At 67.1% G+C, this 19,657-nt stretch carries 20 protein-coding genes; 11 read left to right on the top strand and 9 right to left on the bottom strand.

The window, feature by feature from the left end; genetic code table 11:
• The first annotated feature begins 1 nt into the window (after position 1).
• Both NS1_RS29465 and NS1_RS29460 read left to right on the top strand, forming a co-directional pair.
• Positions 2-697: a double zinc ribbon and FHA domain-containing protein gene (locus NS1_RS29465; RefSeq protein WP_062989684.1), complete on the top strand. Its 696-nt coding sequence runs from the start codon at positions 2-4 to the stop codon at positions 695-697.
• 34 nt (positions 698-731) lie between these two features.
• Entirely contained in the window at positions 732-1,586 is an 855-nt protein-coding gene (locus NS1_RS29460) for an SDR family oxidoreductase (RefSeq protein WP_062989682.1), read from the top strand.
• Here the strand turns inward: NS1_RS29460 and NS1_RS29455 are convergent.
• Positions 1,583-2,527 (bottom strand): threonine/serine dehydratase, encoded by a 945-nt coding sequence (locus NS1_RS29455; protein ID WP_062989680.1) that lies wholly within the window; start codon positions 2,525-2,527, stop codon positions 1,583-1,585. The genes NS1_RS29460 and NS1_RS29455 overlap by 4 nt on opposite strands.
• A 200-nt stretch (positions 2,528-2,727) precedes the next feature.
• Here NS1_RS29455 and NS1_RS29450 point away from each other — a divergent pair, with 200 nt between their 5' ends.
• The 5 genes from NS1_RS29450 (at position 2,728) to thpD (ending at position 6,640) form a co-directional block, all read left to right on the top strand.
• A complete protein-coding gene (locus NS1_RS29450) occupies positions 2,728-3,438 on the top strand; it encodes a response regulator transcription factor (RefSeq protein ID WP_062989678.1) in 711 nt (236 codons plus the stop codon).
• Positions 3,439-3,509: 71 nt separating this feature from the next.
• Positions 3,510-4,061: a diaminobutyrate acetyltransferase gene (gene ectA / locus NS1_RS29445; RefSeq protein ID WP_084504612.1), complete on the top strand. Its 552-nt coding sequence runs from the start codon at positions 3,510-3,512 to the stop codon at positions 4,059-4,061.
• Positions 4,061-5,329: a diaminobutyrate--2-oxoglutarate transaminase gene (gene ectB, locus NS1_RS29440; RefSeq protein WP_056815209.1), complete on the top strand. Its 1,269-nt coding sequence runs from the start codon at positions 4,061-4,063 to the stop codon at positions 5,327-5,329. The genes ectA and ectB overlap by 1 nt, the downstream gene beginning before the upstream one ends.
• Complete coding sequence (locus NS1_RS29435; protein ID WP_056809684.1) at positions 5,326-5,730, top strand: ectoine synthase; 405 nt, start codon at positions 5,326-5,328, stop codon at positions 5,728-5,730. The genes ectB and NS1_RS29435 overlap by 4 nt, the downstream gene beginning before the upstream one ends.
• Positions 5,714-6,640 carry an ectoine hydroxylase gene (thpD, locus tag NS1_RS29430; RefSeq protein WP_062989676.1) on the top strand — a complete coding sequence of 309 codons (927 nt, stop codon included), beginning with the start codon at positions 5,714-5,716 and terminating at the stop codon, positions 6,638-6,640. Before NS1_RS29435 ends, thpD begins: the two co-directional genes overlap by 17 nt.
• 142 nt (positions 6,641-6,782) lie before the next feature.
• Here thpD and NS1_RS29425 read toward each other — a convergent pair whose 3' ends face one another.
• Positions 6,783-8,282: an alpha/beta hydrolase gene (locus NS1_RS29425; protein ID WP_062989674.1), complete on the bottom strand. Its 1,500-nt coding sequence runs from the start codon at positions 8,280-8,282 to the stop codon at positions 6,783-6,785.
• 226 nt (positions 8,283-8,508) lie between these two features.
• Here NS1_RS29425 and NS1_RS29420 point away from each other — a divergent pair, with 226 nt between their 5' ends.
• Both NS1_RS29420 and NS1_RS29415 read left to right on the top strand, forming a co-directional pair.
• Positions 8,509-9,693: a sensor histidine kinase gene (locus tag NS1_RS29420; RefSeq protein ID WP_062989672.1), complete on the top strand. Its 1,185-nt coding sequence runs from the start codon at positions 8,509-8,511 to the stop codon at positions 9,691-9,693.
• Entirely contained in the window at positions 9,694-10,371 is a 678-nt protein-coding gene (locus NS1_RS29415; protein WP_062989670.1) for a response regulator, read from the top strand.
• 61 nt (positions 10,372-10,432) lie between these two features.
• On the opposite strand, the gene NS1_RS29410 is transcribed toward NS1_RS29415, so the two are convergent.
• Both NS1_RS29410 and NS1_RS29405 read right to left on the bottom strand, forming a co-directional pair.
• Entirely contained in the window at positions 10,433-11,335 is a 903-nt protein-coding gene (locus tag NS1_RS29410) for an SEL1-like repeat protein (RefSeq protein ID WP_062989668.1), read from the bottom strand.
• 236 nt (positions 11,336-11,571) lie between these two features.
• Positions 11,572-12,591, bottom strand: a complete 1,020-nt coding sequence (locus tag NS1_RS29405) for an ABC-2 transporter permease (RefSeq protein ID WP_062989666.1) — start codon at positions 12,589-12,591, stop codon at positions 11,572-11,574.
• A 58-nt stretch (positions 12,592-12,649) separates the two neighbouring features.
• Here NS1_RS29405 and NS1_RS29400 point away from each other — a divergent pair, with 58 nt between their 5' ends.
• Both NS1_RS29400 and NS1_RS29395 read left to right on the top strand, forming a co-directional pair.
• Positions 12,650-13,081 carry a MarR family winged helix-turn-helix transcriptional regulator gene (locus NS1_RS29400; protein ID WP_062989664.1) on the top strand — a complete coding sequence of 144 codons (432 nt, stop codon included), beginning with the start codon at positions 12,650-12,652 and terminating at the stop codon, positions 13,079-13,081.
• A gap of 119 nt (positions 13,082-13,200) precedes the next feature.
• Entirely contained in the window at positions 13,201-14,472 is a 1,272-nt protein-coding gene (locus NS1_RS29395) for a glycosyltransferase 87 family protein (protein ID WP_062989662.1), read from the top strand.
• A 3-nt stretch (positions 14,473-14,475) separates the two neighbouring features.
• On the opposite strand, the gene NS1_RS29390 is transcribed toward NS1_RS29395, so the two are convergent.
• From NS1_RS29390 to NS1_RS29370, 5 genes are all read right to left on the bottom strand, one after another.
• Positions 14,476-15,060 carry an SRPBCC family protein gene (locus NS1_RS29390; protein WP_169812855.1) on the bottom strand — a complete coding sequence of 195 codons (585 nt, stop codon included), beginning with the start codon at positions 15,058-15,060 and terminating at the stop codon, positions 14,476-14,478.
• A gap of 232 nt (positions 15,061-15,292) precedes the next feature.
• A complete protein-coding gene (gene dmpG / locus NS1_RS29385) occupies positions 15,293-16,327 on the bottom strand; it encodes a 4-hydroxy-2-oxovalerate aldolase (RefSeq protein WP_062989658.1) in 1,035 nt (344 codons plus the stop codon).
• An 86-nt stretch (positions 16,328-16,413) separates the two neighbouring features.
• Complete coding sequence (locus tag NS1_RS29380) at positions 16,414-17,322, bottom strand: acetaldehyde dehydrogenase (acetylating) (protein ID WP_062989656.1); 909 nt, start codon at positions 17,320-17,322, stop codon at positions 16,414-16,416.
• Between the two features lie 53 nt (positions 17,323-17,375).
• On the bottom strand, positions 17,376-18,161 hold the full coding sequence (locus tag NS1_RS29375) for a 2-keto-4-pentenoate hydratase (protein ID WP_062989654.1): 786 nt from the start codon (positions 18,159-18,161) through the stop codon (positions 17,376-17,378).
• Positions 18,155-19,657 carry an MDR family MFS transporter gene (locus NS1_RS29370; RefSeq protein ID WP_062989652.1) on the bottom strand — a complete coding sequence of 501 codons (1,503 nt, stop codon included), beginning with the start codon at positions 19,655-19,657 and terminating at the stop codon, positions 18,155-18,157. Before NS1_RS29370 ends, NS1_RS29375 begins: the two co-directional genes overlap by 7 nt.

Below are 19,657 nucleotides of genomic sequence, written 5' to 3'. Positions count from 1 at the left end.
CATGCCGATGTGCGCGGACGGACACCAGTCGCGGTCGACCGACTACTGCGATGTGTGCGGATCGGCACTCGGCGCACCGCCCGCGCCCGACCCGGCGGCGCTGCGCCTGTGTCCCCACTGCCACGCGCCGACCAGCGGGCGCTTCTGCGAAGGATGCGGCCACGATTCCGCCCTTCCGGCACCGACTGCGACGTCGCGGCCGGGTGATCGACCGGAATCGGCTGTCCCGTCCAGCGGGTTCGACCCGACCATGATCGCTACCGGCGCGCCGCCCGATATCGGTCGGTCCAGGATGTGGGTCGCGCGGATCTTCGCCGACCGCGAGTTCTACGCGCGTGTCCGAGCCCGCAAGGGACCCGATGCCGAACGTGTCGAATTCCCTGACTTCTATCCCGAACGCCGAATCGCTTTGCGCGGCACCCAGTTCCTGATCGGAAAACGATCGGCTTCGCAAGGAATCGTGCCCGAGATCGATCTCGGCATCGCCCCCGCGGATATCGGAGTCTCGCGCGCGCATGCGATGATCCAGGTCGATCAGGGTGGCGCGCTCACCATCACCGACCTCGGTTCCACCAACGGGACCAGTCTGGACGGCGCCGAATCTCCGATCACCCCACAGCAGGCGATCGCCCTACGCGAAGGCAGCCGGATCCATGTCGGCGGCTGGACCACCATCGCGATCACCTCGGAACCGTAGACGCATCTGTTCACCAAACCGTAGGGTCGGGATCATGACGAAGTTCGACGGGAAGACCTGCCTGATCACCGGTGCCGCCAGCGGCCTCGGCCGCGCCACGGCATTCGCGGCCGCCGCCAAAGGGGCGTCTCTTGTCCTCACCGACATCACCGCCGACGCACTCGCCACCACCGCCGAGGAACTGCGCGCGACCGGCGCGACGGTGCATCTCGCGCACGCGGCCGACGTCAGCGACCATTCCGCAGTTGTCGGACTGGCCGCCCATACCTTCGAGGCCGTCAGCCATGTCGACATCGTCATGAACGTGGCGGGCATCGCCACCTGGGGAACCGTCGACAAGCTCACTCCCCAGCAGTGGCGCCGCACCGTCGACATCAACCTGATGGGCCCGATCCACGTGATCGAGGAGTTCGTGCGTCCGATGATCACCGCGGGTCGCGGCGGTCACCTGGTGAACGTGTCCTCGGCGGCGGGCATCTTCGGCCTACCGTGGCACGCTCCCTACAGCGCCACCAAGTTCGGGCTGCGCGGCATCTCCGAGGTGCTGCGTTTCGATCTGCGTCGCCACAAGATCGGCGTCAGCCTGGTCTGCCCCGGCGCGATGGCCACCCCGATGGCCGACACCATCGACATCGCCGGCGTCGACCGCGACAACGCGGCCCTGCAGAAGGCGATCGGCCTGTTCATGCGCCACGCCGTCACCCCCGACCAGGCCGCCACGGCCGTCGTCAAGGGTGTCGAACGCAACCGCTACTGGGTCTACACCTCCCGCGACATCCAGTTCGCCCACTGGGGCCAGCGCTACTTCCCCTACGGCTACACCCTGGCCATGCGCGGCCTGAACACCGCGATGACCAACTACGCCGAGAAAAACTCCCTGGTCCGCTAGACGAGGTCGCTGGGGTCGGTATTGGCCCCACACAGGATCACGCACACCCGTTCGCCGGGTTCGGGGCGATAGGCCGGGCCCGACCCGGTGTCGAGCAGTGCCGCCATCGCGGTGGCCGCGCCGTTCTCGACGACGATGCGGTGTGCGTCCCACAACTGCTTCCTGGCCGCGCGGATCGCCTCGTCGGGCACCAGCAGCGAGCGCACACTCGGGTGCTGGGCCGCGGCCAGGGCCATCGCGGACACGCTCGGCGCGCCGAGGGAGTCCGCGGCGATCGAGTCGACGGTGACGTCCACCGGGCGACCGGCTTCGAGCGCGGCGTTCAGCGATCGACAACCCAGAGGTTCGACGGCCACCGTACGGATCCCGAAATGCTGTGCGGCGATCGCTGTTCCGGTGAACAATCCACCGCCACCGACGGCGACGAGCACCGTATCCAGATCGGGTATCCGCGCCTGGATCTCGCGCATCAACGTGCCCGCACCCGCCGCGACGAGTGGATGGTCGTAGGCGTGCGCGGCCAGCGCCCCACTGGTCCGGGCGAACTCCCGGCATGCCGCCAGCGCCTGCTTGTATTCCGGACCGATCAGTCGAACCTCGGCGCCGTAGTCACGAAGTCGACCAATTTTGACAGGGGGAGCGGTCTCGGGCAGAAACACCGTCGCGGGCACCCCCGCCTCGCGCGCCGCCCACGCACACGCCATCCCGGCATTGCCGCCTGAGGCGATCGTCACACCCGCGTCCGGCAACGTCCCCGCAGCGGCGTGCGCGCGCACGAAGTTCTGCGCACCGCGCGCTTTGAAAGTGCCGGTGAACTGCAGGAATTCCAGTGCGAACCAGAGCGGGTCCGGCCCTGGTCCAGCGGGTGCGACGGTGAGTGGGCGAACCAGTCCGTCGATGCGCGCCGCGGCGGCTTCGATGTCAGCGAAAGTCGGGGTCACGCTCCCGACTATGCCACCGGATCGGCCGCGCTGAACGGGCTGTTGACCGGGCGAATTGTTACGACGGGTTTACGCCGGGACCAGTCTGGGTACATAACAGATCGGTAACAAGCTCGAAGGCGGGATGGCGTGTCGGTCTGGGGACGCGAAATCCCCAGTGCACCGGCACACGCCCGGCGTGTCAGCAAAGGATGTGCACAGTGAGCGCGAACCTGATGATCGTGGACGACGACGTCCAGATGCGCGGCGACCTGCGTCGCGCGATGGAGGACGAAGGGTATGCCGTAGCCGAGGCAGGCGTGCCCTCCGACGCCCTCGATCGGCTGCGAAACGACGGGCCACCCGATCTGATGATCGTCGACCTGATGCGCGGCGAAGCCGACGGCTTCGACTGCATCAGGGAGATCCGTCGCGACCATGACGTACCGATCATCGTGATCAGTACCCGTTACGACACCCACGACGTGGTCGCGGCCCTGGAGGCGGGGGCCGACGACTTCGTGAGCAAGCCGTTCGAAATCAAGGAGATCACTGCCAGGATGCGCGCGCTCCGCCGTCGCGCCCGCATCACCGCCGATCGCGACACGACCCCCGAAGCCGTGCTCGACGCCGATCCGCACGCGCCGCTGGTGCTGGCGGCCGACGCGGGCGCGGTGCGCCGCGGTACCGACGAGATCCACCTCACAGTCACCGAATTCCGGTTGCTGTGTGAACTGGCGGAGACCCCCGGCCGGGTGCTGAGTCGATCCGTGCTGCTCGAAAGAGTATGGGATCAGGGCTTTTTCGGTGACGAGCGGATCGTCGACGTCCACGTGCGACGCCTGCGCACCAAGATCGAACGCGACCCTTCCGACCCGCGCATCGTGGTTACCGTGCGCGGTCTCGGGTATCGCCTCGATGTGCAGTCGTAGTAAACGATTCGTCATACAACCGCAAAGAGCTCGACACAAAGACCGCAAAGTCAGCTGGGCACTTTAGATATATGACAACGTCCACCAAGTCCATCGAGCCGGCCGCTAGTGTGGCGGCCCCTGGTTCGGAACCGAGATTGCGTCATCCACGACTGGGCGACGGCGCTCAGCTGTGGCGGATCGCCCGTGATTCGCAGGTACTCGACGTCAATTCCAGCTATGCGTACCTGTTGTGGTGTCGCGATTTCAGTGCGACCTCCTTGGTCGCCGAGAGTGACGGTCAGCCCGTCGGTTTCGTCATCGGATATGTGCGTCCGGAAGCGCCGGACACGCTGTTCGTCTGGCAGATCGCCGTCGACGCGCAATGCCGAGGCCGCGGCTTGGCCGCAGCCATCCTGCACGCACTGCTCGATTCGGTAGCAGCGGCAGGAATCACCACCCTGGAAACCACGATCTCACCCGGAAACACCGCATCACATGCGTTGTTCTCCGCGGTGGCGCGGGAACGAGGTGCCGATTTGCGCACCGAGGACCTGTTCGAAGAAAACGATTTCCCCGATTCACACGAGGCAGAGCTGCTGTATGTGATTTCACCGGCTCAGCGCCAGGAGGAACGACGATGATCACGACCACCGACACCAGCATTTTCGAGGCTATGGAATCGAACGTGCGCGGATACTGCCGTGACTGGCCGGCCATCTTCAGCACCGCCGAAGGCGCCTGGTTGCGCGACGAGCAAGGCCGCGAATACCTCGACTTCTTCGCAGGCGCCGGCGCGTTGAATTACGGACACAACAACCCGATTCTGAAGAAGGCGCTGCTGGAATACATCGGCAGCAATGGCATCACCCACGGTCTCGATATGTCGACCGTGGCCAAACGCGAACTGCTCGAGACCATCCGCGACAATCTGCTGTCGCCGCGTGGCCTCGACTACAAGGTGCAGTTCCCTGGGCCGACCGGTGCGAACGCCGTCGAAGCCGCGCTCAAACTGGCCCGCAAGGTCACCGGGCGCAAGACCATCCTGAGCTTCACCAACGCCTTCCACGGCATGACCCTCGGCGCGCTGTCGGTCACCGGCAACGCCGCCAAGCGGGCCGGCGCCGGTGTGCCGCTCGAGCACTCCACCCCGATGCCCTACGACGGCTACTTCGACAACACCATCGAGGACTTCGGCTGGATGCAGCGCGTCCTCGACGACAGTTCCTCGGGTTTCGATCGCCCCGCCGCGGTGATCGTGGAGACCGTGCAGGGTGAGGGCGGTGTCAACCTGGCCCGTGCCGAGTGGCTGCGCCACCTGGCCGGTCTGTGCGCCGCGCGCGACATCCTGCTCATCGTCGACGACGTGCAGATGGGTTGCGGACGCACCGGCCCGTTCTTCTCGTTCGAGATCGCGGGCATCACCCCCGACATCGTGACGCTGTCCAAATCGATCGGCGGCTACGGCCTGCCGATGGCGCTGGTGCTGCTCAAGCCCGAGCACGACCAGTGGGCCCCCGGTGAGCACAACGGCACCTTCCGCGGCAACAACCCCGCCTTCGTCACCGCGACCGCCGCCCTGCGCGAGTACTGGTCCGACGACAAGCTGGCCCAGCGCACCGCCGAGAACGGCGAATACGTGGCCCGCACGCTGAACGCGGTCGCGCAGCGGCACGAGGGGGTGTCCACCCGTGGTCGCGGCATGGTGCACGGCATCGTCTTCGACGACCCGTCGCAGGCGGGCAAGGTGTGCCGCACCGCGTTCGAACAGGGTCTGCTGGTGGAGACCTCGGGTTCGATGGACGAGGTCGTGAAACTGCTGCCGCCGTTGACACTCGGCAGCGACGAACTCGATCAGGGCCTGTCGGTGCTGGTCTCCTCGATCGACACCGTCTGTGGTGGTGCCGCATGATCGTGCGCACCACAGCGGAGATCACCGGTACCGAACGTGATGTGGCAGGGCCCGGTTGGCGCAGCAAGCGCATCGTGCTCGGCGGCGACAAGGTCGGTTTCTCCTTCCACGAGACCACGATCGAGGCAGGCACAGTTCACAAGTTCCACTACCAGAACCACGTGGAAGCGGTGTGGTTGGTCGAGGGCGAGGGCAGTTTGCACGATTTCGACAACGAGACCGACTACGAGCTGGGCCCGGGCTCGATGTACCTGCTCAACGGTCACGAACGTCACCAGGTGACCGCCCGCACCCAGTTGCGGATGCTCTGTGTTTTCAATCCGCCGGTTACCGGCCGCGAGGTACACGATGAGAACGGGGTGTATCCGCTGATTATCGAGGAGGATGGCGCCAGTGTCTGATCAGCTCGACCGCTACCCGACCCGGTTGTCCGAGCCGGCCCCGCACATCGAGCGCACCGATCCGATGGTGTGGGGCCGGGTCACCTCGCCGGAGCTGGCCGGATTCGAGGCGAACGGTTTCGCGACGATCCCCGATCTGCTCACCCCCGACGAGGTCGCCGCGTTCGGCGCCGAGGTCGGCCACCTCGCGTCCGACCCGGTGCTCTACGGCGACGCACGGGTGATCGTGGAACCCGTTGCGGGACAGGTACGTTCGGTGTTCCAGGTACACCAGCTCAGCAAACCGATCGCCGAGCTGGTCGCCGAATCGCGGATCGCCGGGCTCGCCGAGCAGATCCTCGGTTCACCGGTGTACCTGCATCAGACCCGGGTGAACTACATGCCCGGTTTCGGCGGTAGCGGTTTCGGCTGGCATTCCGATTTCGAGACCTGGCACGCCGAGGACGGCATGCCGACCCCCCGTGCGGTGAGTCTGTCGATCGCGTTGACCGACAACTACCCGTTCAACGGCAGCCTGATGCTGATGCCCGGTTCACACCGCACCTTCGTGCCGTGCCTGGGCGAAACGCCGAGCGGTCACTATCGGGAGTCGTTGCGCGAGCAGCGAATCGGGGTCCCGACGACGGACGACGTCACGTTCCTGGCCGCCCGCTACGGCATCACCCAGTTCACCGGGCGGGCCGGTTCGGCACTGTTGTTCGACTCCAACATGATGCACGGATCGTCGAACAACATCACCCCGTTCCCGCGCTCGAACATCTTCATGGTGTTCAACAGCGTGGAAAACGCCCTGGAGGAGCCCTTCGCGGCCCCCCAGCGCCGTCCGCAATACATCGCGGCCCGCGACTTCACGCCGATGCGTGAGGTCGCGCCGGAACCTGTCGGCGCACTGGCGAACCAGGTACCCTAGGCAGGCCCGGACACACGACCGCCGCTCGCGAATCATCGCGGGCGGCGGCGTTGTCGTGCCGCGACACTTGTCGGCCGATATCTTCCGATCGCCGGAATCGCGGCGGGCTTCGGCGGCGGGCTGATGCTGCTCCGATAGTCGCTCAGCCCGCGCGACAGGTCATGTCGTGTTCGGGCATGGCGCCGTCCACCAGGTAGCCGGTGACGACGTCGAACGCGCAGGGGTTGACGCCGAGAACGTAGACCCCGTGCCCACTCCCGTCGACAGTGACCAACCGGGACCGCTGACCGAACTTCTCGTCGAGCAGCTCGCCGCCGCGTAGCGGGGTGACCGGGTCGCGCTGGTTCTGCACGATCAGCACATCGGCCGGGCCGGTGTTGTCGATCCGCACCGGCGGCTCGGACGGCCCGAGCTTCCAGTAGGCGCAGGGCATGACGTTGGCGGCGGCCGCGCCATAGAGCGGGTACCGTTCCCGGTCCTCGGCGACGGCACGGTGGTAGGTCCGGATGTCCTTCGGCCATTCGACATCGTTGCAGGTCACAGCCAGAAAAACCGACCAAGCATTGTCGTTCGGCGAAGGCGCGCCCGTACCCGGCGGGCGGCCGCCCGCGGGCCCCGGACGTCCGGTGTCGAGCAGCGATTTCCAGCTCTCGGCGGCTGACGCGTACAACGCCGGGCGATAGAGCGTGAAGAAGGTGCCGAACCGGAAGAGGTTGCCGTCCATCCCGTCCACCGGGTTCGCGTCGAGTCGCTCGGCGAGGGTGAAGTACGTCCGTCGCACCTCTTCCGGTGTGTGGCCCAGACCGTAGGTGTCGTGGCGGGCGGCGGCCCATCCAGCGAAGTCTGGAAACGTCTCTTCCATTCCGAGGCCGTACAGGCGCATCCCGTTGTGGTCGAGGTAGGTGTCGCCGATATTGCTGTCGAGCACGATGCGGTCGGCCTGCTGCGGGAACATCGAGGCGTAGGCGGCGCCCAACGCGGTACCGTAGGAGTAACCGAGGTAGCTGGCCTTGTCCTCACCCAGCGCCGCCCGGATCCGGTCCAGGTCACGGGCCATATTCGCCGTCGACACGTACCGCAATCGGCCCTCGTGGTCGTTGGCCGCGCACTGCTCGGCGACCCCCTGGGCGACCGTGGCCCGCTCGGTGACCGCCGCATCGTTGCCCGCATAGGGCGGGATATTGCCGAAGTACGCCTGATCATCGGTGAACCCGCAGCTCACCGGTGCCGAATGCCCTACCCCGCGCGTATCCATACCGATCACGTCATAGCTGTCCAGTACATCGGCGGGCAGCCCATGAGCAGCCAGGAACTTGGGCTGGTCCAACCCCGCACCACCCGGACCGCCGGGGTTGAGCAACAACACTCCGCGACGCTTGTCCGGGTTCTTACTCGCCAGCCGGGAGATCATGATCTCGATCTGCGCGCCCCCGGGCTCGCTGTAATTCAAGGGCGCCCCCACTGTGGCGCATTGCAACTGGGCCGGCCCGGCCGCGGGATCTTCGACCCCCTCCGGACATGCGCCCCACCGCACCTGCGCTGCGGGGTCTTCGGCCGGCTCCGCGTCCACGATGGGCGCCCCTACCAGCGCTCCGGCGAGACCGAGCACGGCCAGCAGGCTCAGGCTCCGTTGTCGATTCATACGCTGCTACTTCCCTACGGCATCGCGCCTACCACGAGCAAACCGTTGCAAGGGCTCGTGTCCGACTGGTACATGAACGAGTCTGTCGAGCCCGCCCTGTCGGCACATCGCTCCGGGGGCGGCAATCGTGTTCGACGAAAGTCGAAGCGGCGATTCGCCCCGGGTCGAGCACCCCTCAGCCGCTGGGCTGCTGCTTCCGGCCGGTCGGTGTCGCGATAATGGCCGGGTGGACACCGACAGCGCCGCACGACTCGGGGCATGCCACCAGATCTGGCGGCTGACGGCGGCCGCGGTACTTGGCATGGCCTTCTGGTTCTCCGTCGCCACGGCGCTGCCGGCGGGCTGCGCGGCCGATACGTGTTCCTGGTTCGTCACCGGTGATCCGCTGATCGCGCTCGGCTGTCTGACGGTGCTGCTGTGGCGGCGGCGGTTCCCGTTCACCGTCGCCCTGACGGTCGTGATCGCCTCGGCCGCGTCGGCGCTCGCCACTGGTGCCGCGCTGCTGGCACTGTGTTCGCTGTCCACTCGCCGCCGTCCGGTCGAGATCGGAGTGGTCGTTGCGGCGTATGTGACCGCGGCGCAGTTCACCGAAGACCTCTACCCGATCGGTACGCTGCCCGCCCCGATCTGGCTGCAACTCGCGCTGCCGCTATCGAGCGCGGGGATCGCGGTGGCGACCGGTGTGGCCATCGACGCCCGTCGCGTCGAAGTGCGATCGCTGCGAGAGCGCGCCGACAGCGCCGAACGCGAACAGGCCGCCCGGGCGGCGCACGCACAGGCCACCGAACGCAACCGGATCGCCCGCGAAATGCACGATGTGCTCGCGCACCGGATCTCGCTGGTCGCCATGCAAGCAGGCGTCCTGGATCATCGTGACGACCTCTCGGCCGAGGAGAAGCGCACGCTGATCCGCGGGATCACCGACGGTTCCCGCCAAGCGCTGGAAGAACTCCGCGACGTCCTCGGCGTCCTTCGCGCCGACCCCGACCGCCCCGAACGACCGCAACCCACCCTGGACCGGATCTCGGAGCTGGTGGCCGACGCTCGGTCGTCGGGCCTGGAGGTCACGCTCGCCACCACGGTGACCGCTACCCCACCCGAGACCGTAGGACGGACCGGCTATCGGGTAATTCAGGAAGGGCTGACCAACGCCGCGAAACATGCCCCGGCCGCGAAGGTCCACGTCACCGTAGACGGGGAGTCCGGCGGCGAACTGCACGTCAGCGTCCGCAATTCGGCGGCCCCCACAGCCACCGCCCGGCCACCGGCCTCGGGCTTCGGTCTGCTCGGCCTCGCCGAACGAATCACCCTCGCCGGCGGAACACTCGACCACCATCGCACCTCCGACAACGGATACGTTCTCACCGCGCAACTTCCCTGGCCGGAGCACGACCACGAGAAAAGAGCATGAGTGCACAGTGATCAGGAGACGGTGCGCGTTGTCATCGTCGACGACGACCAGCTGGTGCGGATGGCGCTACGACTCGTCATCGACGGCGAGCCGGATCTGACCGTCGTCGCGGAGGCCGCCGACGGGGACACCGCGATCAAGGTGGTGGACGAACAGCGTCCGGACGTCGTGCTGATGGATGTGCGGATGCCCGGCCGCGACGGCGTCGACACCACCCGGTTCCTCCGCGCCGCACCGGCCGCGCCGGCGATACTCATGCTGACCACCTTCGACTCCGACGAGCTGGTACTCGGTGCTCTACGCGCCGGGGCACTCGGCTTCGTTCTCAAGGACACCCCGCCCGCCCGGATAGCCGACGCGGTGCGCACCGTCGCCGCCGGCAATCCCGTGCTGTCTCCCACGGTCACCGCTCGGGTGATCGCCGCGGCCACCGGGCCGGGTTCCACCGAAGCCCGCAGCGCCTCCCGCGATCTCGCGCGGAAACGACTGGCTGCCCTGTCCGAACGTGAACTCGATACCGCGCGAGCGATCGCGGACGGGCTGGGCAATCCGGAGATCGCCGCGCGATTGCACGTCACCGTCGCCACCGTCAAGGCGCACACCGGCAATCTGTTCACCAAGCTGGGCGTCGCCAATCGGGTACAGATCGCACTGTTGGTCCGCGACGCAGAACAATGACCCAGGCAGCAGGGCGCTCGACATCTTTCGTGCCGGTCCACCCGCTACTTCGATACAGGTGCTAGGGCAGTTCGGACAAAGCGTTGAGGGAGGCTGCCGCGCGTGGGTCTTCGTGGGCTGCGGTTTTCCACCATCGTTCGGCGGCGGCGCGTTCGCCCTGTTGCAAGAGGAGTGCGCCGAGATCGTAGGCGGCGCCGCTGTGGCCTGCCTGGGCGGCCTGGGTCCACAGGGCGCGGGCCGAATCGTGTTCGCCGCGTTCGTGCATGGCGGTTCCGAGGTCGTACAGGGCGGCGCCGACACCTTGGTCGGCCGATCGTGGGGGAGTCACGGGGTAGGCGGGTGCGATGGCGACGTCTGTCGGGGGGTCGAGGTTCGCGGTGTGGAGTGTCGGCTCCGTGGATTCGGACGGCGGAATCGGTGCGGCGGGTGAGGTCGGCTCGGTCGCGTCGACAAGTGTTCGATCGGGTTCTGTCGGTCCCGTGGTGAGTTCGACGACCAGTTCGTTGAAATCGGGTGTGCCGGGTCCGGTGCTGCACCACAGCGTCGACGCTCCGTCGGGGAGCAGGTCGACCACCACGCCGTAATTGCCGGTCCAGGACTGGTGTGTGCCCGACCCCGCCACCCAGACGGGCGTGAGAGTGAACAGTGCGTCGGGTGCGTCGGCGGTCACCGAGATGTCGATGCCGTCGGCGAGTGCTTCGTACCAGATGTCGACGCCCGCCAGCGATCTCCCGTCGAGGTTCACGTGTCCGTCGTGCACGGAGAGCCCCAGGCCGAGGCCCGTCACGTCCTCGGGTGCCATCACCGACAGTGCGCGCAGATGCAGCGCCGTCGTCCCGGCGGGTAGCGCCTCGGCATACATCGGATAGACCGCCGCACCGCACCATTCGATCGGATCGGCGCCTTGATAGCGCTGATCGAGCGGTACCGGTTCGCCAGGGCGTTGCGCGCCGGGGTCATTCATCGGTGGCACCCACCCTTTCCGCTGTCACACCCCCTCGCGGCGCCAGATGGTCCGCGGTTGCGCGCTACACCGTACTCGCGTCTACGGGTGGCCGTGGCCGATTCACGTCAACATCGCCGGGGAATACGAAAGCGCCCCGGCGAGCGCGTCGACCGTGTCAGGAGCTATGTGTCCGGATGTCGGGCAACGGGATTCGCCGGGGCGTGACCCGACTGATCGGGCGTGGCGTCACCTCGTCAGACGGCGACCGATTCGCCGATCTCCTCCTCGACCGCGGCAGGCGCGATCGGTGTCGGCGCGTGCCGTGCCTCGTGGCGACCCGCCACCACGACCAGCACCAGGCCGACCATCAACCAGGCGAACAACCCGAGCAGGCGGGAACCGAACCCGGCGCCACCGTCGAAGTAGAGCAGGTCGCGCAGACCTTCGACGAAGTCGGCGCCGTTCCAGAACGAGTGCAGCGCACCGAAGAAGCCGTTCTGGAGTTCGGGTCCGTAGACGCCACCGGAGGTGGTGAAGTTCAGCATCACGAACAGGGTGATCAGGGCCAGGGTGGTCCACCGCTTCAGGAACGTGTGCAAGCCGATACCGATCAGGATGATGCCCGAGGCGTAGAGCCAGGCGATACCGAACACGCTCGCGAAGTCGCTGTCGATCACGCCGAATACCGGACCTGCCACCAGAACACCGATGAGGCTGACCACCAGCGCCGTCACCACACCGACCGCCGCGCGCACCCGCATGCGCAACATCGCCCCGGCGGCGCCGATCACGGCGACGCTGCCGTACGCGCCGACGCTCAACGCGACCAGCAGGAAGAAGATGCCCTGGCCCGTCGGATCACCGTCTGCCTCGGTCGTCACATCGGTGACCACCAGCGGCACGCCCTGGTGATCGGACACCGACCGGAAGGCCAGCTCCGCGGCCATCGCGCTGGTGTCGGAGCTCGCGGTGGCGACGAGCAGTTCCGGCCTGTCGGCGTCGGGCACGTAGGCGCCGATGAGCTCGCGGTTCTGTAGCGCGCTGACCGCGGCCTCGCGGTCGTGCACGGTGACCATGTCGAGGCCGGCGCCGCCCTTGTCCTTCATCGTCTGCGCCAGCACCATCGTCTGCGGGGAGTCGCCGACGACCGCGAGCGCCATATCGTTCGGCTCGGGCTGGTGGAACGCGCCGAGGTAGGCGAAGGCCATGCCGAGGCACATCAGCAGCGGGGTCAGCAGATGTCCGGCGAGGTGCCGGAACTGTGCGCGAGTCATCGAGGAGAATCTCCAAACAGTTGGTAAATGCAACTATGTATGGTTGTATGATACAACTATGAATGCGCGGAGCACAAGAACCCAGGCTGTCGACACCATCCAGCGGGAACTCACCGCCTTCGCCCGGCGCGCCCGTGGCCGCGCCGCCGAACTGCATCCCGAGCTGAGCCTGGTCGCCTACAGCATTCTCGACCTGATCCTCGAACGCGACGGTTGTCTGGCTACCGATCTCGCCGAACAGTTCCTGCTCGACAAGTCGACCGTCAGCAGGCAGGTCGGCGCGCTGGAGAAGCTCGGTTACCTCCAACGGGCGGTCGACCCCGGCAATCGGCGCAATCACGTCCTGCATGCCACCCCTGAGGGCCGAATCGTCGCCCGAGAGGCCGAACGCCGACGACGGGAGGCCTTTCAGGCGCGTTTCGCCGACTGGACGGACGAAGACGTCGCGGCCATGGCCGGTTACCTGACCCGCTACAACCGCGGCGACTGACCAGCCCGGTATTCAGCGCGTTCGGTCCGTCGGCGGGCATCCGGCTGGCTATTGCGCGTGTCACTCCGGCCGATGGGCGGTGCCCCGGCAGCGCACGTGAGTCGGTATAGTCGCCGCGGATGAGTAGTGACACCACCCACCCCGTGCAAGAGCGTTCACCACGCCCGATCAATCGAGCATGGTGGCTGGTGCCGGTGCTGCTCACCATTGTCTCGGTCGTCTGCGTCAGGACGCCGATCTGGCCCTTCGAACGCTATTCCGACGGGTTCATCGATCTTCAGGTCTACCGCCTCGGCATCGAGGCGATGCGCGACGGCGCCGACATGTACGGCCAGCTGCCCAAGACCACGATCGGCATCGGTCTGCCCTTCATCTACCCGCCGTTCGCGGCCATCGCGCTGGCGCCGTTCGCGCTGCTGCCGTGGGGCACGGCGAAGATCCTCTACGTCGTGGTGTCGATCGCCGCCGTCGCCTGGACCCTGTACCTGGTCGCCCGGCGCTACCACCCCGACCGCAAGCAGGCCGCCCTGCTCGTCACCGCCTGCGCGCTGCCGCTGGCGATGCTGCTGGAACCGGTCCGCTCGACCATCGACTTCGGTCAGGTCAACCTGTTGCTGATGGTGCTGGTCGCCACCGACTGCCTGCTCCCGAAGACCCGCTACCCCCGCGGCATGCTGATCGGCCTCGCCGCCGCCATCAAGCTCACGCCCGCCGCCTTCGTGCTCTACTTCCTGGTCCGCAAGGACTACAAGGCCGCGGCGACCGCCGCGGCGACCGGTGCGATCGCCACCATCGCCTCGTTCGCGTTCCTGCCCACCGAATCCACCCGCTACTGGTTCGGTGGCCTCGGCAATGTCTCGGGTCTGAGTGGCTCGGCCTTCCATACCAATCAGTCGATCCAGGCCGTCATGGCGCGCCTGCACATCACCGGCCTCCCTTTCGACGTCCTGTGGCTGGTGCTGGGTGCGCTGCTGCTCGTCCTCGTCGTAGCCGCGATGCGCAAGGCCGCCGACGCCCCGGCGATCGCCCTGTCCCTCAACGCGGTCTTCACGCTGCTGCTGTCGCCGATCTCGTGGTCGCACCACTGGGTCTGGATCGCGCCCGCGTTGCTCGCGATGGTCTGCCACGCCCGCACCCTGCCCGTCGCCGGCGCCCGAGGCTGGTACGCCACGACTGTCGCCGTCGCCGCGGTCTTCGTGATCGCGCCGCACAGCTTCCTGCCCGACGGCGAACACCGTGAGACCTCGTGGACCTGGGATCAACACATCATCGGCGACACGTACGTGTGGTTGGCCGTCGCGCTCGTCGTCTTGTTCCTCGTCACCGGACGTCGGCCCGCGCAGCCTGTGGCCGAGCCCGCGGCGGTCGAGGAACACGTACGCGTCGCCTGACTATCAGGGGAAACCGGCGGCCCTGTCCCGTGTCGGGTGGTAACCGAGGGCTACCGGGAACGGATGGGCGGCGATATCGGGGTGTGCGATGTCGGCCAGCCGACGCAGGCTCGAGTCCAGTCCGGACTGGATGGCGTGACGAAGCACGACCACATCGGCGTCCCGCAATACCTGGCCGTGCAGGCTGGTTCGAAGCGTCGCGCGGGTAACGTCTCGCAGCTGCTCGACTTCCACGGTGAAGGCGACAGCGACCCCGGTTACCCCGCCGCATGTCATCGTCCAACCGAGGGTCGGGCGGTATTCGGTGACGACCAAGCGCACGTCGTGGATCATGTGGAACATCTGAACCTGTGCGGCGAGTTCGCGACCGGCGCCGACTCGATCCGTTGCCGGGCCGGTCCAGGCGTGGAGTTCGGACATCCACGAGGCGATGTGCTCCGGCTGGGACAACGAGTCCCACAGCTTTTCCGGTGAAACAGCCAGGGAGACAGTGCCGCTGACGCGCACCTGGTCCAAGCCGTGTGAGGGTGTGGTGTCGGACGTGATCAGTACCTCGCCCTGACGCCTGCGATTACTCCGCTGGGCCATGATCCCCCACTTCATCAAGACCTCGCGTGCGATGCTCGCACGTCGACGCCGAGGAGAAAATGCCGAACCGATCGGCGTGCATGAGACGCTAGCCGATCGAGTCGGAATGTCCACCCGGACAGAGGATCTCGCGTGCAACACCATAACGGCACCGCTTCCTTCGTGGTGAGTCACCATTCCTCCGTGATTCACGCGGGGCGAAGCTGTGCCGCTCAGATGCCGACCGGTCGCCTCAGATGGTGACGGAGGCTTCGCGCTGGAGTTCCAAGGCGATGTCGATGAGCTGGTCTTCCTGGCCGCCGACGAGTTTGCGTTTGCCCGCGCGGACGAGCATTTCGGCGGCGGAGACGCCGTAGCGTTCGGCTTGGCGTTCGGCGTGCTTGAGGAAGCTGGAGTACACGCCCGCGTAGCCCATCATCAGTGATTGGCGGTCGAGTAGGCATTCCTGGGGCATGGCGGGGCGGACGACATCTTCGGCGGCATCGGCGATGGCGAAGAAATCGACACCGGTGGTGATGGCGAGTTTGTCGGCGACACCGACGAACGCCTCGACGGGGGTGTTGCCGGCGCCGGCGCCGAAGCGGCGGGTGGAGCCGTCGATCTGGGTGGCTCCCGCACGCACGGCGTAGACGGAGTTGGCGACGGCGAGGCCGAGGTTTTCGTGGCCGTGGAATCCGACTTGGGCGTCGGTGCCGAGTTCGGCAACGACGGCGGAGAGGCGGTCGGAGACTTGTTCGAGGACCAGCGCGCCGGCGGAGTCGACGATGTAGACGCACTGGCAGCCTGCGTCGGCCATGATCCGAGCCTGTTCGGCGAGGGCTTCGGGGGGTTGGGTGTGCGACATCATGAGGAAGCCGACGGTTTCCAGACCGAGGTCGCGGGCGTAGCCGAAGTGTTGGACGGAGACGTCGGCTTCGGTGCAGTGGGTGGCGATGCGGCAGATGGAGGCGCCGTTGTCTTGGGAGATCTTGATGTCTTCTTTGACGCCGACGCCGGGCAGCATGAGGAACGCGATTTTGGCGTTTTTGGCTGTGTGGGCGGCGATGGTGATGAGTTCTTGTTCGGGGGTTTTGGAGAATCCGTAGTTGAAGGAGGAGCCGCCGAGGCCGTCGCCGTGGGTGACTTCGATGACGGGTACGCCGGCGTTGTCGAGGGCGGCGACGATGTCGCGGACTTCGGTGGTGGTGAATTGGTGGCGTTTGTGGTGGGAGCCGTCACGCAGGGAGGTGTCGGTGATCCTGATGTCGAGATCAGCAGAGAATGGCACGGTCGAGTCTCCTTACGCCCGGCTCGACTGCGACGAGCGCAGGGCCTCGGGGGTGATGGTGTCGAGGGCTGACGAATCGGTCATGATCACACCCGAGTCGACAGGATCTGTTCGGCCATGACCTCGCCGACGCGAGTGGCGGCGGCGGTCATGATGTCGAGGTTGCCCGCGTAGGGCGGCAGGAAATCGCCCGCGCCTTCGACTTCGACGAACACCGATACCTTCGCCAGCCCACCGGAGACGACGGAAGGTTCGTCGAACTGGGGTTCGTTGAGCAACCGGTAGCCGGGCACGTACTGCTGGATATCGGCGACCATTCGATGGATCGACGCAGCGATCGCATCGTGGTCGGCATCGTCGGGAATGGCGCAGAAGATGGTGTCGCGCATGATCATCGGCGGTTCGGCGGGGTTCAAGATGATGATCGCTTTGCCGCGCTGCGCACCACCGATGGTCTCGACGCCACGGCTGGTGGTCTTGGTGAACTCATCGATATTCGCCCTGGTGCCGGGGCCTGCGGAATTGGACGAAACCGAGGCGACGATCTCGGCGTAGGGCACCGGCACGACCCGGGAGACGGCGGCGACGATCGGGATGGTGGCCTGGCCACCGCAGGTGATCATGTTGACGTTCGGCGCGTCCAGTAGCGAGGCCAGGTTCACCGGCGGCACCACGGCCGGGCCGACCGCGGCGGGGGTGAGGTCGACGGCGCGGATGCCGAGTTCGGCGTACCGGGGCGCGGCGGCGCGGTGGACGTAGGCCGACGTCGCCTCGAACACCATGTCGGGCTTCTCGTCCTGGGCGAGCAGCCAGTCCACACCTTCGGCGGAGGTTTCCAGGCCCAGCCCGCGAGCGCGTTCGAGCCCTTCGCTCTCGGGGTCGATGCCGATCATCCAGCGCGGCTCGATGGACTCCGAGCGCAGCAGCTTGTAGAGCAGATCGGTGCTGATGTTGCCGGATCCTACGATCGCGGCGGTGACGGAACCGTGGGACACGGTCGGCCTCCTCGTGGAATAGCGGCCGGGCAGGCCGGCGGAGTGGGGTCGGCTCAGGTGAACGACAAGCGGACAGAGCCGAGTCCGGCGAAGTCGGCGAGGAAGTCGTCGCCGGGTCTGGCGTCGATCGCGCGGGTACAGGAGCCGGGCAACACGATGTCACCGGCGGTGAGCCGCACCCCGAAGGTCGCGACCTTGCGCGCCAGCCAGGCGACCGCGATCGTCGGATCGCCGAGGACCGCGTCGCTGCGGCCTTCGGCGACGACCTCACCGTTGCGGGTGAGCACGGCGTCGATCGCGGTGATGTCGATATCGCCCGGGGCGACTCGCTCCTTGCCGAGAACGAACCCGGCCGAGGACGCGTTGTCGGAAATCGTGTCGGCCAGCCCGATCTTCCAATCGGTGATCCGCGAGTCGATCAGCTCGATCGACGGGGCGTAGGCGACGGTCGCGGCGAGGACATCGGCTTCGGTGCAGTCCTCGCCGGGCAGGTCCGCGCCGAGGATGAACCCGACCTCGACCTCCACCCGGGGAAGCAGGAACTTCGAGGTGTCGACGGGGACGTCCTCGAAGACCTCCATATCGGCGAGCAGGTGACCGTAATCGGGCTCGTCGACGCCCATCATCTGCTGCATCGCCTTCGACGACAGCCCCACCTTGTGCCCGACGACCTTCGCACCGCCGTCGAGCCTGCGCCGGATATTGAGCAGCTGGACCTCGTAGGCGTCCACCACATCGATGCCCGGATACCGGTCGACGATGGGGGACACGGCCACCCGGTCCAGCTCCGCCCGCGCCAGTTCGGCGGCGAGCTCGGCGCGCATGCCGGTTGTCAGCATCCTGGCTCCCTCTTCTCTTCTGGTGATTCCACCCCATGCTCGTGGCCGAGACCGCGCACCGGGGCGGGCTCTCCCGCTGGATGGACAGGAAATTGCGAGGCCCGGCCCGGGATCGCCGCACACGCGGCCACCAGTACGACGGTCATCGCCGCGATGGTCGAGAACACGAGATGTGTTGCGGCCGAGAGTGATTGCGGCGACGGCTCACCCACGTCACCGAGGCGCGCGTTGACGATCGCGCCGAACGCGGGCACCCCCACCGCACTGCCGAGTGACCGCGCGAACAAAGTGGCCGAGGTGACGACGCCACGTTCGGTCCACTGCGCGCTCGTCTGCGCCGCGATGAGCGTGGGTGTGGCCACCAACCCCATGCCCGCGCCGACCACGAAACACGAGGCGGCGACCTGCCACAGCGCCGAGTTCTCGTCGAGGAGCAGCGTCGTCGCCGCGCCGATCGCCGCCACGGTACTACCGAGCACGGCGCAGGTGCGAAAGCCGAAGCGCAGGTACACCTTTCCCGCACGGGCCGCCGCCAAGGGCCAGCCGAGGGTGAGCGCGCCGGTGACGAGCCCCGCGACCAGAGCACTCGTACCGAGCACACCCTGATTGAACATCGGCACATAGGTGGTGAACCCGAACAGCAGCGCCCCACCGAGCATGGCCGCGACACAGCTCGCGACCACCACCCGCCGGGTGAACACCCACAACGGCAGAATCGGCTGCGCGGCCCGCGCTTCCACGACCACGAACAGCGCGAGCGACAGTGCGGCGCAACCGAACACCGCGAAGCCGACCGGCGACCCCCACGCCCAGGCGTGCCCACCTTCGAGCAGTCCGAGCACCAGCGCCCCCGCCCCGAGCGTCAACAGCACCGCTCCCGCGTAGTCGATGCGCCGACGACGCCGGGGTACGGACTCGTGGAAGTTGCGGACCAGCATCCACGCGGCGAGCGCGGCCAGCGGCAGGTTGACCAGGAAGATCCACCGCCAGCCGAGGTAGTCGGCGCAGATGCCGCCGAGCAGCGGCCCCGTCACCGACGCCACCGCCCACACCCCGGCCAGATAGCCCTGGACCGTGGCACGTTCGGCCAGCGTGTACAGGTCACCGGCGATGACCATGGTCGTCGGCTGGATGGCGCCGGCGCCGATGCCCTGGACGGCGCGGAACACGATCAGGGCGAGCATGCTGCTCGCCGACCCACACAGCAGGGAGCCGAGCGCGAACACCGCGATGCCGAACAGCATCACCGGTTTGCGACCGAACGTGTCGGCGAGCGCGCCGTAGATCGGCACGGTGACCGCCTGGGCGAGCAGATAGATCGTGAACAGCCACGGGAACAGCGTGAAATCGCCGAGACTGTCGGTGATCGACAGCACCGCGGTCGCCAGGATCGTCGAGTCGAGCGCGACGAGTCCGGTGGCGAGCATCAGCGAGGCCAGCACCGGCCCACGGTCCGAGCCGAATCCGACATCGGATCGCGCGGTATCGGTTGCCAC

It is taken from the genome of Nocardia salmonicida NBRC 13393, assembly GCF_001613085.1.
Taxonomy (GTDB): domain Bacteria; phylum Actinomycetota; class Actinomycetes; order Mycobacteriales; family Mycobacteriaceae; genus Nocardia; species Nocardia salmonicida.
This window is presented reverse-complemented; position numbering and strand designations above follow the sequence as displayed.

Bases quoted from the DNA above. Each gene is read 5' to 3' on its own strand.
- NS1_RS29465 (WP_062989684.1), top strand. From the start codon at position 2: ATGCCGATGTGCGCGGACGGACACCAGTCGCGGTCGACCGACTACTGC.
- NS1_RS29460 (WP_062989682.1), top strand. From the start codon at position 732: ATGACGAAGTTCGACGGGAAGACCTGCCTGATCACCGGTGCCGCCAGC.
- ectA (WP_084504612.1), top strand. From the start codon at position 3,510: ATGACAACGTCCACCAAGTCCATCGAGCCGGCCGCTAGTGTGGCGGCC.
- NS1_RS29435 (WP_056809684.1), top strand. From the start codon at position 5,326: ATGATCGTGCGCACCACAGCGGAGATCACCGGTACCGAACGTGATGTG.
- thpD (WP_062989676.1), top strand. From the start codon at position 5,714: ATGGCGCCAGTGTCTGATCAGCTCGACCGCTACCCGACCCGGTTGTCC.
- NS1_RS29425 (WP_062989674.1), bottom strand. From the start codon at position 8,282: ATGAATCGACAACGGAGCCTGAGCCTGCTGGCCGTGCTCGGTCTCGCC.
- NS1_RS29410 (WP_062989668.1), bottom strand. From the start codon at position 11,335: ATGAATGACCCCGGCGCGCAACGCCCTGGCGAACCGGTACCGCTCGAT.
- NS1_RS29405 (WP_062989666.1), bottom strand. From the start codon at position 12,591: ATGACTCGCGCACAGTTCCGGCACCTCGCCGGACATCTGCTGACCCCG.
- NS1_RS29400 (WP_062989664.1), top strand. From the start codon at position 12,650: ATGAATGCGCGGAGCACAAGAACCCAGGCTGTCGACACCATCCAGCGG.
- NS1_RS29395 (WP_062989662.1), top strand. From the start codon at position 13,201: ATGAGTAGTGACACCACCCACCCCGTGCAAGAGCGTTCACCACGCCCG.
- NS1_RS29390 (WP_169812855.1), bottom strand. From the start codon at position 15,060: ATGGCCCAGCGGAGTAATCGCAGGCGTCAGGGCGAGGTACTGATCACG.
- NS1_RS29375 (WP_062989654.1), bottom strand. From the start codon at position 18,161: ATGCTGACAACCGGCATGCGCGCCGAGCTCGCCGCCGAACTGGCGCGG.